Annotated in this window: 18 protein-coding genes; 11 read left to right on the top strand and 7 right to left on the bottom strand. The window is 72.6% G+C overall.

The genetic code is table 11. From position 1 onward, the window contains the following. Positions 1–120 precede the first annotated feature (120 nt). The gene (locus ADL15_RS24340; RefSeq protein ID WP_067695624.1) at positions 121–1,878 is read left to right on the top strand and encodes a DUF1996 domain-containing protein; all 1,758 of its coding nucleotides are present in this window, start codon (positions 121–123) and stop codon (positions 1,876–1,878) included. Between the two features lie 48 nt (positions 1,879–1,926). Here ADL15_RS24340 and ADL15_RS55585 read toward each other — a convergent pair whose 3' ends face one another. Then, positions 1,927–2,139, bottom strand: coding sequence for a hypothetical protein (locus ADL15_RS55585; protein ID WP_232344310.1), 213 nt, complete (start codon positions 2,137–2,139; stop codon positions 1,927–1,929). A gap of 29 nt (positions 2,140–2,168) precedes the next feature. On the opposite strand from ADL15_RS55585, the gene ADL15_RS24335 reads away from it, so the two are divergent. From ADL15_RS24335 to ADL15_RS24320, 4 genes are all read left to right on the top strand, one after another. After that, positions 2,169–2,411, top strand: coding sequence for a hypothetical protein (locus tag ADL15_RS24335; RefSeq protein ID WP_067695621.1), 243 nt, complete (start codon positions 2,169–2,171; stop codon positions 2,409–2,411). A gap of 287 nt (positions 2,412–2,698) precedes the next feature. Then, the gene (locus ADL15_RS24330) at positions 2,699–2,950 is read left to right on the top strand and encodes a hypothetical protein (RefSeq protein ID WP_232344309.1); all 252 of its coding nucleotides are present in this window, start codon (positions 2,699–2,701) and stop codon (positions 2,948–2,950) included. Further along, positions 2,947–3,570, top strand: a complete 624-nt coding sequence (locus tag ADL15_RS24325) for an RNA polymerase sigma factor (protein WP_157441579.1) — start codon at positions 2,947–2,949, stop codon at positions 3,568–3,570. The genes ADL15_RS24330 and ADL15_RS24325 overlap by 4 nt, the downstream gene beginning before the upstream one ends. Further along, entirely contained in the window at positions 3,557–5,464 is a 1,908-nt protein-coding gene (locus tag ADL15_RS24320; RefSeq protein WP_067695617.1) for an EAL domain-containing protein, read from the top strand. Before ADL15_RS24325 ends, ADL15_RS24320 begins: the two co-directional genes overlap by 14 nt. A 104-nt stretch (positions 5,465–5,568) precedes the next feature. Here the strand turns inward: ADL15_RS24320 and ADL15_RS24315 are convergent, their stop codons facing one another. Beyond that, on the bottom strand, positions 5,569–6,381 hold the full coding sequence (locus tag ADL15_RS24315; protein ID WP_198170995.1) for an SDR family NAD(P)-dependent oxidoreductase: 813 nt from the start codon (positions 6,379–6,381) through the stop codon (positions 5,569–5,571). 81 nt (positions 6,382–6,462) lie between these two features. Between ADL15_RS24315 and ADL15_RS24310 the strand changes: the two genes are divergently transcribed. Further along, complete coding sequence (locus ADL15_RS24310; protein WP_067695610.1) at positions 6,463–6,894, top strand: MarR family winged helix-turn-helix transcriptional regulator; 432 nt, start codon at positions 6,463–6,465, stop codon at positions 6,892–6,894. Between the two features lie 84 nt (positions 6,895–6,978). On the opposite strand, the gene ADL15_RS24305 is transcribed toward ADL15_RS24310, so the two are convergent. The 3 genes from ADL15_RS24305 to ADL15_RS24295 form a co-directional block, all read right to left on the bottom strand. Continuing rightward, positions 6,979–7,740, bottom strand: a complete 762-nt coding sequence (locus ADL15_RS24305; protein ID WP_067695685.1) for a sulfite exporter TauE/SafE family protein — start codon at positions 7,738–7,740, stop codon at positions 6,979–6,981. Next, positions 7,727–9,268 (bottom strand): gamma-glutamyltransferase, encoded by a 1,542-nt coding sequence (locus ADL15_RS24300; RefSeq protein WP_067695608.1) that lies wholly within the window; start codon positions 9,266–9,268, stop codon positions 7,727–7,729. The genes ADL15_RS24305 and ADL15_RS24300 overlap by 14 nt, the downstream gene beginning before the upstream one ends. An 87-nt stretch (positions 9,269–9,355) precedes the next feature. After that, a complete protein-coding gene (locus tag ADL15_RS24295) occupies positions 9,356–10,459 on the bottom strand; it encodes a zinc-binding alcohol dehydrogenase family protein (RefSeq protein ID WP_067695605.1) in 1,104 nt (367 codons plus the stop codon). An 86-nt stretch (positions 10,460–10,545) separates the two neighbouring features. On the opposite strand from ADL15_RS24295, the gene ADL15_RS24290 reads away from it, so the two are divergent. From ADL15_RS24290 to ADL15_RS24270, 5 genes are all read left to right on the top strand, one after another. After that, on the top strand, positions 10,546–11,103 hold the full coding sequence (locus ADL15_RS24290) for a TetR family transcriptional regulator (protein ID WP_067695602.1): 558 nt from the start codon (positions 10,546–10,548) through the stop codon (positions 11,101–11,103). A 105-nt stretch (positions 11,104–11,208) separates the two neighbouring features. Next, positions 11,209–12,147 (top strand): metal ABC transporter substrate-binding protein, encoded by a 939-nt coding sequence (locus ADL15_RS24285; protein ID WP_067695682.1) that lies wholly within the window; start codon positions 11,209–11,211, stop codon positions 12,145–12,147. A 1-nt stretch (position 12,148) separates the two neighbouring features. Continuing rightward, positions 12,149–12,904, top strand: a complete 756-nt coding sequence (locus ADL15_RS24280; protein WP_067695599.1) for a metal ABC transporter ATP-binding protein — start codon at positions 12,149–12,151, stop codon at positions 12,902–12,904. Beyond that, entirely contained in the window at positions 12,901–13,788 is an 888-nt protein-coding gene (locus ADL15_RS24275; protein ID WP_067695595.1) for a metal ABC transporter permease, read from the top strand. Before ADL15_RS24280 ends, ADL15_RS24275 begins: the two co-directional genes overlap by 4 nt. Next, positions 13,772–14,599 (top strand): metal ABC transporter permease, encoded by an 828-nt coding sequence (locus tag ADL15_RS24270; protein ID WP_067695591.1) that lies wholly within the window; start codon positions 13,772–13,774, stop codon positions 14,597–14,599. The genes ADL15_RS24275 and ADL15_RS24270 overlap by 17 nt, the downstream gene beginning before the upstream one ends. Positions 14,600–14,624: 25 nt before the next feature. On the opposite strand, the gene ADL15_RS24265 is transcribed toward ADL15_RS24270, so the two are convergent. Beyond that, positions 14,625–14,951 carry an STAS domain-containing protein gene (locus ADL15_RS24265; RefSeq protein WP_198170994.1) on the bottom strand — a complete coding sequence of 109 codons (327 nt, stop codon included), beginning with the start codon at positions 14,949–14,951 and terminating at the stop codon, positions 14,625–14,627. 30 nt (positions 14,952–14,981) lie between these two features. After that, positions 14,982–15,407, bottom strand: coding sequence for an ATP-binding protein (locus ADL15_RS24260; protein ID WP_067695584.1), 426 nt, complete (start codon positions 15,405–15,407; stop codon positions 14,982–14,984). Positions 15,408–15,485 lie beyond the last annotated feature (78 nt).

The raw sequence follows: 15,485 nt of genomic DNA, 5'->3' as shown, positions 1-15,485 counted from the left end.
AGCCGAGTTCTTACCGAACGCTTACCTGAGCGGGCCACGGCCATCCGGTCCCGGCCGGCCCGCGTATCGAGGGGCGACACCGACCACCACGGCGGTGCGTCCCACGATGAGGAGAAGCGCGTGAGAGCTCGCTACCGACGGCCGTCGCCGAAGAGTTCGACCCTGGTGCGGGTCGCCGCGGCCGGCACCGCGCTGGTCGCGGCCGGAGTCCTGACCGTCACGTTCGTCTCCGGCGGCGGCAAGGGCACGGCCGACGCCTCGACCAGCCTGAACCAGTACGTCCCGATCGACCGGGTCGCCGCGAACGTGGTGAACCCGCGGCCGGGCCGGGACGCGTCCCGCGGCCGGTTCACCGTGGACTGCGGCACCAACGGCAACGGCAAGTTCAGCCCGGACAACCCGGTCGCCCAGCCGGGCATCCGCAACGGCGCGGAACACGTGCACGACTTCGTCGGCAACAAGGCGATCACCGCGTTCTCCTCCGACGCCGACCTGGCCGCGTCCGGGACGACCTGCCGCAACGGCGACCGCTCGTCGTACTTCTGGCCGGTGGTCCGGATCGATCCCGCGGTCCGGGCCGACGGTGCTCAGGTCCGCGACGCCCTTTCCGGTACGTCCGGAGCCGTTGTCTGCCCGGCCGTCCGTGACCGCCTCCCCGCCGTCCCGGACCGGGCGAAAGTCGCCGTTGATCAGCTGCTGTCCGATCTGGATCAGATGGAGTCCACCGCGGACCGGCGCATCCTCGCCGTCAAGGGCGTGAACGCCGGCCTCAACAACGACGTCCTGCGCCGGCTGGGCTCGGACCGCGCCGCTGCCCTGGCCACCATCGGTGACGCGATCCGCCGCGCCGGTGGCAGCTGGCCGAGCGGCATGGTGTCGATGGCCGACTGCGACATCAGCTACGACGGCGTCCACGCCGCCCTGCACACCGCGTCGGCGAAGGCCGGCCCGGTCGCGACTCCGCAGGTCCGCTGTCCGGGCGTGCGCGACAAACTCCCCGGCGTGCCCCGGCAGGCCCTCGCCGAGGTCGACCGGAACCTCGCCGAACTGGACCGGCAGATCTCCGAGGCCAACGAGCGCCTCGTCGCCACCCGGGGGCAGGGCGGCGCGAACTTCGTCGACAACGCGATCCTCGGCCCGCTGAAGGCCAAGCGGACCGCGGTCCTGGACCGGATCGCCACCGCCATCGGCCGCAACGCCGCCCGCCCGCAGGACCTCGGCAAGCTGGCCGGCTGCACCCTCGACGGCCGGCCGGGCACCGGGCAGCCCCCGGCCGCGCCGTCGGCGTCACCGACCGCCGCCGCGCTGCCCGACCCGCAGGGCCCCGACCTGGAACTGCCGAACAACACCGGCGGCATCGTGCGTCCCGCGTCGGTACTGATCGAGTACCGGGGCAACCCGGTGAGCAAGGTCGTACCCATGCCGAAGTTCCTCCGCACGCTGACCGGCGACGCGAAGCCGACCAGTCGCGGCCCGGCCAACGCCCGCGCCACCTGGACCTGCTCCGGGTTCACCGACCGGCTCGCCGACAAGTACCCGATCTGCCCGGCCGGCCGCCAGGTCCAGCGGGTCCAGGACTTCCCCGGCTGCTGGGACGGCAAGAACACCGACAGCGCCAACCACCGCGCCCACGTCGCCTTCGCCGACGCGAAGACCGGCGCCTGCCCGGCCGGCTTCGTCGCCATCCCGCAGCTGCGGATCACCGTCTCCTACCGGCTGTCGCAGGAGGTCCAGCGCAAGGGCCAGTACGCCCTGGACTCGTTCCCGGAGGAGAACCACAACCCGTTCTCCGACCACAACGACTTCGTCAACGTCAACTCCGACCGCACCATGCAGCGGATCGCGGCCTGCCTCAACAAGGGCCGGACCTGCCGCTGACCGGCGGTCGCCGCCGAGTCCGAAACCGATCGGCAATCCGGTGGATCTTCAGGTGTCACCGGCCGCGCGCAGAATTCCTGTCGGTCGACAGGAATTGGGTGGTGGGGTGATCGCCGGATCGGGCCGCAGGTGGGCACGGCCGAGCGCCGTGCTCACCGGGGTCTGCGTGCGCGCGCACCTCGCGATGGCGCGGTCCGCGGCCGCGCACGGCAGCGTGACCGCCACCGCGGTCGCGGCCGGCGTCACGGCGCTGCTCACCACGGGCCACACCCCCCGGCCGTCAGAGCTTCGTGGTCGACCTGGCCGGTGGCGGCGGCTACGTCTTCGCCTGCGACGCCGCCGACCTGACCGAGAACATCACCGGGGAGCGCGCCATCGGCTCGTTCCGCGGCGTCACCCCGGAACAGACGATCACCCAGATCCGCCGCCTCAAGGACATCGGTGCGTCCCGCGGCTACCCGGTCGTCCCGGGCCACGACCCGCTCGCCTGGCCCGCCCTGACCGCCGAGCCGGCCGACCGCTTCCGCCCCTGACCCGGTGTGGATCTTACGGAGGGTCACTCGGGCGGAAAAGGGCCCCGGCGGCACTGAGATAACTCCAGGTAGTTGAACGATTGCCCAGAAGAATTGTCGCTCTGCGTCCTGTGGCGATAACTTTCGGACGTCATTGCTGCTGAAAGCCATGATCGAGGATCATGAGCAGGAATGTGGACGGTCGCCCATCTACATCGAGGCCGCCACACGGACAGTTACCTGTGAGGTGATGGTGACGAGGGGGCGTTGTGGAAGAGATGATGTGGGGACCAGCCTCTGATTACCGAGTGTTGGGTCTGGTGCTGGCCGCGGGGGCGGTGGCGGGGTTGGCGCGGGCCTACATCGCGCACCGCACGCGATGCCATGCCGAGCGCGAGGCGTCGGTGCGTGCCGCGGCCCGGGCGACCGGGTTGATGGGTCTGGCCGAGCGGCACCGCGGTGTCGTCCGGATCGTCGAGCGGGACCGGGACGGGCATCGTGAGGTGGAGTTCGGGGGCCGGGAGCCGGCGGCCGGCGGCAACGACGAGGAGGCGGCGTGAGCGGGGTGGACGGCTCGGCCGCGTTGCTGCCGGAGCCGGTGGACGGGGAGGCGGCGCAGAGAGCGGAGGCTCTGCGTCTGAAGAAGAGTCACGACGAGGAGTTCCGGGTCTTCACCGAGCAGAGCTATCACACCGTGGAACGGATCCTGCGCGCGCGGCGCTGGGACCGGGAGGCGATCAAGGACGCCTTGCAGGAGGCCTACCTGCAGGGCCGGGTGCAGTGGCCGAAGATCCGGACCTACACCGAGCCGATGGCCTGGACCATCGCCACCGCCCGCAACAAGCTTCTCAAGGAGCACGACCGGCGTCAGCGCGAGCGGGCGATGCCACCGGAGGACCTGCCGCCGGAGGCGAAGCCGGATATCGCTGACGCGTGGGAGGCGCAGGAGACGCTGCGCACCTGGCTGCAGCAGTTGCCGGCCCGGCAGGCCGAGGTCTTCCAGATGTCGCGGGAGGGTTTCTCCAACCAGGAGATCGCCCGCATCCTCGGGCTGGCCGACATCAGCGTCCGCCGCTACAAGGCGGCCGCCCGGCAGCACCTGCGTCAGTTGGCCGAACAAGCCGGCTACACCGACTCGGACAACCGGCGGCGCCCGGGAGGTGCTCATGGACCTCGATGACATCCTGGCTCTGGCCGAGACGGCCGAGCCGAGCCCGCTGGAAATCGCCCGGGCCCGCCGGGTCGCGCGGACCGTGCAGAGCGCGTACGACCTCTCGCTCGCCGACGGCTATCAGATCCTCGTCGACGCCGACCTCGTCGATCCGCTCACGGCGAAGGTCGACGAGGCGAGCCGGATCGCCCGCGCCGCACAGCTCGCGAAGCGCGGCACGATCACCTGGACGATCGGCGCCGGCGAGGCCCAGGGCCAGCTGAAGTGGTCCGACGAGATGTCCATGATCTTCGGCAACGCGCCGGGAACGCTGACCCTCACCCCCGAGGTGCTCGGGGAGTTCGTTCACCCGGCCGACGCGCCGGCCGTCCGGGAGGCCGTGGAGACCGCCTGGGCGCAGCATCGCCCCGGCGACGTCACCTTTCGTGTGATCCACCCGAGCGGCAGCGTTCACCACGTCCACTGCGACATCGAGATCCTGACCACCGCGGGCGAGCCGTCCGGCATCGTGGCCACCGGAGTGGACGTCACCACCCTCGAAACCGATCGGCAGGAGCGCCGGCGGCTCGCCACGCGCAGGGCGATGCTCTGCGCCGATCTGGCCGCCCGGGACCTGGTCACCGGGCTGCCGACGCGGAGCTACCTCACCGACGAGGTCGATCGGGCCCGGCGCACCACCGACGGTGCCCTGATCGTCGTGGCGACGGAGCCCGCCACCCTCCTGTCCGCGAAGGTCACCGATCACGATCGTGAGCGGTTGACCTCGGACATCGCCGGGCTGCTGCGGACGATCGCCGGACCCGGCCAGACCTGTGGACTGGTCGGTCCGGGTCTGTGGGGTGTGCTGGTCTGCTCCCCGGAGCAGGGCGCCGACGCCGCCGACGACCTGGCGCACCGGATCGTCGACACGTTCCGGCGTCACCTGTTCACCGTCCAGCAGAAGGCACTGCGGCTCAGCACGTGTGCCGGCGTGGTGCGGTTCACCGCCGGCGCCACCGCCACCGGATTCGACCTGCTCGTCGACGGCGAACACGCGGCTCGCGAGGCCGGCCGGACGGGCATGGCCGTCCAGGTCCTCGACCGGCCGGCCCCGCGGGAGGACCGGACGGAGCGGTGCCGGTCCCGGGTGCTGCACGCGGTGGCGACCGACCGGTTCGCGCTCTACGCCCAGCCCCTCGTCGATCTCGGCCTCAACCAGGTCACCCGGCACGAGATCCTGCTGCGGGTGCGTGGCGACACCGGGGAACTGCTCGCGCCGTGGGCGTTCCTGGACATGGCCGAACGGGTCGGCGAGATCCTCGCGGTGGACAAGTGGGTCATCGATCACGCCCTGGAACTGATCGGGCAGGGTGCGCAGACCTCGCACTACCAGGTCAACATCTCCGGGAAGTCGCTTGCCGATCCCGGGCTGCTGACCTATGTGACCGAGGCGATCCGCCGGCACCGGGTGAAGGCGGAGTGCCTGACCTTCGAGATCACCGAGACCGCGCTGATCGAGAACCGCAACGAAGCCCTCGCCTTCGCCACGGGTATCCGGGAGATCGGCTGCCAGCTGGCCCTCGACGATTTCGGGACCGGGTACGCCGCCCTGGCCTACCTGAAGTATCTGCCCGTCGATCTGGTCAAGATCGACGGCGTGTTCGTCGTCGACATCTGCCAGTCGCCGCCGGACCAGGCCGTCGTGTCCAAACTGGTGGAGCTGTGCCACGCCCTCGGCATCCGGGTCGCCGCCGAGTGCGTGCAGGACCAGGGGACCGTCGATCTGCTGAGGGCGTACGGGGTCGACTTCGCCCAGGGTTACCGACTGGGCAGACCCGAGCCCCTCGCGGCGAGCCTGACGACCGGGCCGACCACGATCGAGCTGGAGATCCGGTTCCCCGACCGGCACACCGCGCTGGGCTAGTGCGCCGGCCGCGAACGTTCACCGGGTCGGCGACACCCCGGTTCGCGGTCGCGCCGTGCTCGCCGTCGTCGTCGAGGGAGGAGCCGGCGGCGGGCGCCGGCCGGTCAGGCGGTGTCCACGGCGTGGTGCCACTGCTGGCGGCGGCTGAACGAGCCGGCGATCCGCGCCACGGTGGTGCGGGGCAGCAGCCGCGCGGCCCAGGTCATCACGCGGGTCGCCGTGCGGCCGGGGTAGGAGGCGCCGCGGCGCCGGCTGTAGTCGTCGAGAGTGCGGCCGGCGACCGTCTCCGGGTTGTCCGCGCCCGGGTCCATGGTGACCGAGCTGCCGTCGAAGAAGCCCGTCGCGGTGGCGCCCGGATGGGTGGCCATGACGTGGACCCCGGTGCCACGTAGTTCTTCGGCGAGTGCCTCGGTGAAGGAGAGCACGAAGGCCTTGGTCGCGGCGTAACTGGCCTGGTAGGGCACGGGCTGGAAGGCTCCGTTGGACGACACGTTGATGATGCCGCCGGCGCCCCGGGCGACCATCTCGGCGCCGATCGCGTGGGTCAGCGCGAGCAGGCCGGCGACGTTGAGGCCGACGGTGCGCAGCTGTGGCTCGATCGCCCGCTGCAGGAACGGGCCGGTGATGCCCGCTCCGGCGTTGTTGAGCAGCAGGTCGATGGTCAGGCCGCGGTCACGCAGCTCGTGCAGGACGCGCTGCGGGCCGTCGGGTGCGGAGAGGTCGCCGGTGATCACTTCGGCCGGTGTCCCGCCGTGCCGGGCCCGGATCTCGGCGGCGAGGGCGTGCAGCTCGGGCTCCGAGCGGGCCAGCAGGACCACCCGCGATCCCCGGCGGGCCAATTCCATCGCATACGCGCGGCCCAGCCCTTTGGACGCACCGGTCACGAGCGCCGTCCGGCCCTGATAGTCGTCTCCCACGGAAACCTCCATTAGTTCGAGTCTCGAAGCACTGACGGTAGCACGATACTTCGAGACTCGAACGAACGGTAGGATGGCGACATGACCACGCCTCGACTCGCCGCCACGGCTACCGCGATCTACGAGGCGTGGATGCGGACCGTCGACCTGGCCGGCCCGGCCCTGGCCGGGCACGGCCTGACGTCGTCGACGTTCCAGGTGCTGTGGGCGATCGACCCCGACGAGCCGCCGCCCCCGATGAAGGTGATGGCCGAACGGCTGCACTGCAACGCGCCGAACCTGAGCTTCATGGCCAACCAGCTCGCCGACCGGGGTCTGGTGGAACGCGCCGTGGACCCGGCCGACCGCCGTTCGCGGGTGCTGGTGCTGACCGCCGAGGGCCGTCAGGTTCGTGACGAGGTGCTCCGGGCGGCCCTGGAGAACAACCCGCTGGCGGCACTGACCGACAGCGAACTCGGCCAGCTGATGACGCTGCTGACCCGCGCCCTGGGTCCCGGCTGGCCGGCCGGCTGACCGTCACCACCGGTCGCCGGTTCTCACTCGCCCCGGGGGAGCGCCCCCGGGACGGCGGCTCCGGTCGTACCGGAAAAAATGGGGTCAGAGGGCGCGGACGAGCAGCACCGTGCCCACGGTCAGGCCGAAAGCGACGATCACCGTGCGCAGGACAGCGGCCGGGAGCCGGCGCGCGACCCGGGCGCCCAGGTAGCCGCCGACGATCGTGGCCGGGGCGATCACCGCGACCGCCGCCCAGTTCACCGGGCCGAAGATGCTGTAGACCGCGATGGTGACCACCCCGATCAGGGCGGAGAGCAGGTTCTTCAGCGCGCTCACCCGGGCCAGCGTCTCGTCGAGCACCAGGGCCAGCCCGGCGACGAGCAGCACGCCGAGGGCCGCGTTGAAGTAGCCGCCGTAGAGCGCGCAGAGGAACACCGCGGTGTGCAGCATGACCGTCGCCCGGCGCGGGCTCACCTGCTGCGGGTGGCCGACCAGCGCGCGCAACCGGGTCTGGCCGGCCAGGGTCAGCGCCGCGCCGATCACCAGGAACGGCACCACGAGGTCGAACACCCGGCGGGGCGTGTTGAGCAGCAGCAGGCACCCGCCGAGCGCGCCGAGCAACGCGGTCGGGATCACCCGCAGGATCCGCCGGCCCTGACCGATCAGGTCGGCGCGGCTGCCGAGCACACTGGCGCCGTAGCCGGGGGCGACCGCGAGTGCGTTGCTCACGTTCGCCGCGACCGGCGGCATGCCGATCGCCAGCATGGCCGGGAAGGTCAGCAGCGAGCCACCACCGGCGATCGCGTTCACCGTCCCCGCGCCCAGCCCCGCCACCAGCAACAGGACCGCCTCAGCCAGGGTCACCGCGTCCCACTCTCCCATCAAGATCATTTTTTGGTACGAGGGAAGCCGGCCGGGGTCCCTGGACGAGCAGGGCGGCCGAGCCGTCGGCGCGCGGGTCGCTGGCCGCCGTCAGCAGACCACCGCTGAGCCGGGCCACCTGGACGTGCCCGGCGTCGTCGTGCAGCCCCCGGGTCGTCTCGGCCAGCAGGCCCAGCCCGGCGGCCGTGGACGCCAGCTCGTACGCCGCCGGGGTGCCCGGCTCCAGCAGCAGCGTCGGCACCTCCCGGTCGATCTTCCGGGCCCCGATGATCCACCGTGGCCGGGCCAGCACCCCGGCCAGGTCCGCCGAGGTGAGCACGTCCCCGGCGACCTGCGCCAGGATCCACGGCTGGGACCGGCCGCCCTGGCAGCCGAGCGCCACCACGGTGTCGCCGGTCACGGCGAGCACCGGGCAGAGCGTGTGCGGCGGCCGGGCGCCCGGCGCGAGCCGCCCGGGGTGCGCCGGGTCGAGGCTGAACGACGAGCCCCGGTTGTGCAGCACGATGCCGGTGCCCGGCTCCAGCAGCCCCGAGCCGAAACTCTGGAAGACGCTCTGGATCAGGGTCACCGCGGTGCCGTCCGCGTCGACGGCGGTGACCGCCACGGTGTCCCCGGCCGGTTTCGGGCCGGTGCCGGCGGCACCCGGTGCCGGGGTGCGCAGCAGCAGGCCGTCGAGGTCGACCGGCCCGATCCGCGGGTCGCCGAGCAGCGTGTCCCGGGCGATCTGGGCGCGGCGCGCGTCGGCCAGCAGCGCCGGCGAGCCGTTGATCGCCAGGAAGGTGGCGCCCTGCACCGGGGGCGGGGCGGCGTACCAGGTCGCCCCGCCGGCCGCCTGCACCAGCGGCGCGGTCAGCTCGGCGCCGTGCGCCCGGAAGTCGGCGGTGGTCAACGGGCTGCCCAGCGCGGTGAGCCCGGCGACCAGGCGGGCGGCGAGCGCTCCGGTGTAGAACGAGCGCCAGTTCGCGGCGAGCTCGTCGAGGGTGGCCGCGAGCGCCGGCTGCACCAGCCGGGTGACCGGCTCGCCGACGTCGTCGAGCAGCAGCGCGCGCAGCCCGGGGTCGGCCCGGATGCCGTCGAGCCGGCCCCGGATCGCCCGGTGCAGCCCGGGACTGACTGACACACCACCGGCCGCCAGCGCGCGGGCCGGGGCGAGCAGCTCGGCCAGGGGCAGCCGGGCGCCGAGCCCGGCGAGCGTCGCCCACCCGGCGACCACACCCGGCACGGTCACCGTCTGCGGCCCGCCGAACGGCATCCGGGGCCCGGCGGCCCGCAGCGCGCCGACGTCGACGGCGGTGGCGGCCGCGCCGATGGAGAGCACCGCGCGGGGCTCGCCACCGGCCGGGCGCACGACGGCGACCAGGTCACCGCCGATCGAGCACTGATGCGGATAGGCCACGGTCAGCGCGACGGCGGCCGCCAGCGCCGCGTCCAGCGCGTTGCCTCCGGCCGCCACCACCTCACCGGCCGCGTCGACGGCCGCCGGGTGGGGTGCGGCGACGGCGACGGCCATCAGGCGTCCCGCCCGATCATGTCGAAGATCTCCATGGGAGGGCCTTTCACTCGGGCCGGCGCGGATCCATCCTGCCACCGCGAACGATCACGAGGAGAGGGTCACCACCAGCTTGGTGGCCGAGACGCCCTTGCGCTGCCGGTCCATGGCCTGCTGGAGGTCGGCCAGCGAGCTGCCGGCCACGGACGCCGCGGGCAGTGCCAGGTAGCGGCCCTCGGCCAGGGCGGCCGGCAGGAAGTCCCGGAAGATCGCCGGTCCGACCTCGTTGTTCTTCAGATCCGACCCGAAGACGAATTTCGTACGTACGCCGCGGCGCCGGGCGGCGATCTCCAGGCGCAGCACCCCGCCGAGCATGCCGGTCACCGTCCGGGGCAGCGAGAACCCGTTCTCGAACGTGACCGGGGCGGTGGCCACCGAGACGATCCGGTTCCCGCGGGCGGCCCCGGCGATCCGTACGCAGGCGGGCGCCGACCCGGACCCGATCGCCACCGCCCCGGCCAGCGTGCGGCCGTCGAGCGCCGCGACGACGTCGGCCTCGACGGTGGGGCTGCGATAGTCGAAGACCCGGGACGCGCCGAGGTCGGTGAGCCATCCGGCGTTGCGCGGCGACGCCGTGGTGATCACGTCGTAGCCGGCCGCCACGGCCAGCTGGACGGCGTTGCTGCCGACGCTTGTCGCGCCGCCCCACACCAGGACGGTCTCCCCGGCCGGCGCGGCGCCCGCGACCGGGTGCCGCAGCCCGAGGTGATCGGTCTGGAACAGCGCGCAGGCCGCGGTGGACACGCCCAGCGGCAGCACGGCGGCGTCCGGATAGGCCATCGCCGCCGGGATCGGGCTGGCCAGCCGTTCCAGCACCACCGTGTACTGCTGGAACGCGCCCTGCGCCGGGCTGTTGGCGTCCCGGTCGGTGCCGACGGCGAGGGCCAGGACCCGGTCGCCGGCCCGGAACCGGGTGACCGCCGAGCCGACCTCGACCACCTCGCCGGCCACGTCGGCGCCCAGCACGGCCGGGTACTTCAGCCAGGCGTACGCCACCCGGCCGGCCACCTGGATGACCCAGTCGAGCGGGTTGATCGCGACGGCGTGGTTGCGGATCAGGATCTGGTCCGGGCCGGGCGCGGGGTACGGGGCCGGTCCGACGGCGAGGGTGCCGTTGCGGGCCGGGATCCAGGCTGCGGTGTTCGTGGGCATGGCGACACACTCCTTGTCAGTGCACTTGGTGCAATCAGAGTGTGGCACGTGAGTGCACCAAGTGCAATCGCGGGTAGGATCACCGGATGGCACGATGGGAACCGGACGCGCGGGGCCGGCTGCAGCAGGCCGCCATGGAGCTGTTCCGGGAGCGTGGCTTCGGCGAGGTGACGGTGGTCGAGATCGCCGAGCGGGCCGGGCTGACCAAGCGGACGTTCTTCAACCACTTCGCCGACAAGCGCGAGGTGTTCTTCGCCAACGCGCAGATGTTCGAGCAGAGCGTGCTGGCCCACCTGGCCGAGGCCGACCCGGAGCTCGACACGATCGGCGCCGTGATGGCCGCGCTGACCCGCGCCGGGCTGGAGCTGGCCCCGTACTACGAGTTCGCCAAGGCCCGGCTGGCGGTCCTCGCGGTCACCCCGGAGCTGCGCGAACGCGACCTGATCAAGTCGGCCCGGCTGGCCGCGGCGATGACCGCGACGCTCGTCGGCCGCGGCGCCGAGGAGCGGGCCGCCGCGTTCGCCGCGCAGTCGGCCCTGGCCGTCTTCGCGGTGGCCGCCGCCGACTGGATCGCCACCCCGTCCGCGGACTTCCCGGCCCTGATGCACCAGAATCTGGCCCAGCTGCGCGCCGCGCTCGGTTAGCCCGCCGTCGATGGCTCCGGCGCCCGACGCATGGTCATCTTGCCATTAGACGATAAAAGTTGAAAACGATTATCGTTTCACTCCTCAGGTACGGGAGTGAAGGACATGATGAACAAGCAGCGCTTACTCCGGATCACGGCAGCCGCCGCGGCCCTCACCGTCATCGCCGGCTGCGGCGCGAAGGCCGCAGGCTCCGAGCCCGCGTCGACCGGCGCTCTCGCGGTCGTCGCCACCACCCCGGAGGTGGCGGACTTCGTCCGGAACATCGGCGGCGCGGACGTCACCGTCACCCAGATCATCAAGCCGAACGTCGACCCGCACGAGTACGAGCCCACCCCGGCCGACCTGCAGGCCATCGCGACCGCGAAGGTCGTCGTGAAGAGCGGCGTCGGCCTCGAGGAGTGGCTCGGCACCACCATCACGTCGGCCGGCTTCACCGGCGCGGTCGTCGACTCCAGCTCCGGCGTGACGCTGCGCGAGGGCGAGGAGGGCGGCGAGCACGGGCCGGATCCGCACATCTGGCACGACCCGCGCAACGCCAAGATCATGGTGACGAACATCGAGAAGGGCCTGGCCGCGGCCGAGCCCGGCAAGGCGGCGGCCTTCGCGGCGAACCTGACCACGTACACCGCGGAGCTGGACAAGCTCGACGCCGACACCGTGGCCGCCTTCGCCACGCTGCCGGCGCAGGACCGCAAGCTGGTCACCAACCACGACGCGTTCGGCTACTACGTGGCCCGCTACCAGCTGCAGTTCGTCGGTTCGGTGATCCCGAGCATGGACACCTCGGCGGAGCTGTCCGGCAAGCAGCTCACCGACCTGGTCGCGAAGATCAGGGCGACCGGGACGAAGGCGATCTTCGCGGAGAGCTCGCTGCCGCCGAAGACCGCCGAGGCGATCGCGCAGCAGGCCGGCGTCAAGGTGGTCGCCGGCGAGGACGCGCTGTTCGGCGACAGCCTCGGCGCGGCCGGCACGCCGGAGGGCACCTACCTCGGCGCCGAGCGGCACAACACGCAGGTCATCCTCGAGGCGCTGGCCGGCTGAGATGGCGTCCGCCGCACTGCGATACACCGGGGCCAGCGTGGGCTACCAGGGCGTACCCGTGCTCACCGGCATCGATCTGGACCTGCGCGCCGGACAGCGGCTGGCCCTGGTCGGCCCGAACGGCGCCGGCAAGTCCACGCTGATCAAGTCGATGCTCGGCCTGACCCCGCTGCTCGGCGGGACCGCGACGGTGCTGGGCCGCCCGCCCGCCCGGGCCCGCGGCCTGGCCGGGTACGTGCCGCAGACCGACACCCTGGACGCCGACTTCCCGGTCAGCGTGCGGCAGGTGGTGATGATGGGCCGCTACCGGCACCTCGGCTGGTGGCGCCCGGCCCGGGCGGCCGACCGGGGCGCGGTGGACGAGGCCCTCGATCGCGTCGGCCTGGCCGATCGGGCCGGTCGCCGGTTCGGCGCGCTCTCCGGTGGCCAGCGCCAGCGGGTGCTGCTGGCCCGGGCGATCGTGTCCGAGCCACGGCTGCTGCTGCTCGACGAGCCGTTCAACGGCGTCGACGTGGTCAGTCAGGAGGCGATCGTCCGGGTGCTGCGGGAGCTGAGCGCGGCCGGCACCGCACTGGTGATCAGCACGCACGACCTGGCGGTGGCCCGGGATCTCGCCGACCTGATCTGCCTGATCAACGGGCGGCAGTGGGCGGTGGGCCCGGTCGGCGAGACGCTCACGGCCGCCACACTGCGTCAGGCGTACGGCAGCGCCGCGATCGAGGTGGCCGACGGCCGGCTGGTCGTGGTGGAACCGTGATCGAGCCGTTCGCGGTGCCGTTCATGGGCCGGGCGCTCGCCGAGATCGTGCTGCTCGCGCTGGTCTGCGGCCCGATCAGCGTGTTCGTCTTCGTCCGCGGGCTGTCGTTCGTCTCCGACGCGCTCACCCACACGGTCTTCCCCGGCGTGGTGATCGGCTTCGTCGCCGGGGGAGTGGAGGGCCTGTTCGCCGGGGCGCTGGTGGCCGGCGTGGTCACCGCGGTGGCGCTGACCGTGCTGACCCGCGGCGCCCGGCTGTCCGACGACGCGGCCACCGCCGTGGTGCTCACCGCGATGTTCTCGATCGGGGTGGTGCTGGTGTCGCGGCGCTCCTCGTACACCTCGGATCTGACCTCGTTGATGTTCGGCCGGCTGCTGACCGTGACGCCACGCCAGCTCGCCGAGACCGCGGTGCTGGTGGTGGTGATCCTGGTGGCGCTGCTGGTCACCGCCCGGGGGCTGCTGTTCCGGTCGTTCGACCCGGGCGGCGCGGCCGCGGCCGGCTTCCGGGTCGGCCGGCTGGACCTGTGGCTCAACGTGCTGCTCGCGCTGGTGGTGGTCGCCGCGGTCCGCGCGGTCGGCACGATCCTGGTGGTGGCGCTGCTGATCGTCCCGGCGGCGGCGGCCCGGATGGTCAGCGACCGGCTGGCGGTGATGGCGGTGCTGGGCACCGTGCTGGTCGCCGCGGCCGGGTACGCCGGTCTGCTGCTGAGCTGGACCGCCTCGGTGCACTACGGCGTCGCGCTGACCTCGGCGTCGTCGGTGGTGCTGCTGCTCGTGCTGGGCTATCTGGTCCTGCTGCCGGCCCGGCTGTGGCGCGGGCGGCGCACCGTCCGCGTGCCGCGTCAGCGGGAGAGGAGCTCACCGCATGAACTGGTGGGATGACGTGCTGCACCGCGCCGTCGCCGAGGTGGTCCTGGTCGGCGCGCTGGCCGGGCTGATCGGCGTGCAGGTGGTGCTGCGCCGGTTGTCGTTTTTCACGATGGCGCTGACCCACGCGACCTTCCCGGGCGTGGTGGCCGCCTCGATCATCGGGGTGAACATCCTGCTCGGCGGGGTGGTGGCCGGCGCGGTGGTGGCGCTGGGGGTGGCGGCGCTGAGCCGGCGGCGCGGTCAGGACGCCGCAGCGGCGACCGGGGTGCTGCTCTCCGGCGGGTTCGCGCTGGGTGCGGCGCTGGTGGCCACGCAGAGCGGGTTCAGCCGGGACCTGTCGTCGTTCCTGGTCGGCTCGATCCTCACGGTGGACACCACCGACCTGATCACCACGGCGGTGGTGCTGGCCGCGGTGGCCGGGGTGCTCACCGGGTGTGCCAGGCCGCTGCTGCTGACCGGTTTCGATCGGGCCGGTGCGGAGGCGGCGGGGCTGTCGACCGGGTTCTGGGACGTGGTCCTGCTGCTGACCATCGAGGTGGTCGCGGTGACGATCGTGCCGGCGGCCGGCACGATCCTGGCGCTGTCGCTGATCGTCGCGCCGGCGGCGGCCGCCCGGCTGTGGTCGGACCGGCTCGCGGTGGCCTCCGGGCTGTCCGTGCTGTTCGCCGTGGTCAGCGGGCTCGCCGGTCTCTACGCCTCGACCCGGTGGAACGTCGCGGCCGGCGCGGCCATCTCGCTGGCCGCCACCGGCGTCCTGCTGCTCTCCTGGCTGCTGGTGCGCGCCCGGGCCGGGCTCGCCCGCGGCGCCGGCGTGACCGCCTGACCACCGCTCCGGTGGCCGGCAGCGGTCACGGCTGGGCGCAGAGCACCTCGGACAGCCCGGTGATGTCGAGGACCTGCTGGACCAGACCGCGGCCGTTGACCACGGTGAAGCTCCGGCCGGCGGAGGTGGCGGCCTGATACCCGGCGACCAGCCCGGCGATGGCGTGCGAGTCGATCAGCCGGGTATGCGTCAGGTCGACGAGCACCCGGGTGACGCCGGGCCGGCCGGCCGCCTCCAGCAGCGCGCGGGAGAGGGCGTCGCCGACGCTCATGTCGAATTCGCCGGCCAGGCAGACCCGCAGCACACCATCGGGCTCCGTGTGGTGGGCGATGGTGAAGACAGGGGTAGTCACAACCGGCATTTCTAGCACATTCGTACGACGTCAGCCCGTCGGCTCGGCCGGGAAGGGGAAGGACGCCCAGATGTGCTTGGTGCGATCACCCGGATACCAGCACACCTGCTGCGCCAGGGTGCTCGCGATGAGCAGCCCCCGGCCGCCGGGCAGGACGGAGCCGGTCGCCGCGACGAACCGCGGGATGTGCTCCGGGGCGTGGTCGGCCACGTCGAGCAGGTAGCAGTCGGCGTCCTGGAGCACCCGGACCACGATCGGTGGCCGGCCGTGCCGCAGCGCGTTGCCGGCCAGCTCGGTGACCACCAGGGCCATCCGGCCGGCGAGCTCGGTCAGGCCGTCCTCGAAGTGCCGGTGGATCCCGGCCCGGATCTCGCCGAGGTCGTCGCCACCGGTCAGGTTCCAGGAGAGCAGCTGCACGGCATGCGCAGGGGGCGCCAGCAACCGCAAGGAACTCATGGGCCAGGTGTTGCCCCTGGACCCAGATCGAAAACCCCCACATCACGATCGAACGTGATGATTGCTCACATCGCAGGA

The sequence above is a fragment of the Actinoplanes awajinensis subsp. mycoplanecinus genome, from assembly GCF_001509495.1.
In the GTDB taxonomy this organism is placed as follows: Bacteria; Actinomycetota; Actinomycetes; order Mycobacteriales; family Micromonosporaceae; genus Actinoplanes; species Actinoplanes palleronii.
Note: the sequence above shows the minus strand (reverse complement) of the source record. Positions and strands in the feature narration are given on the sequence as shown.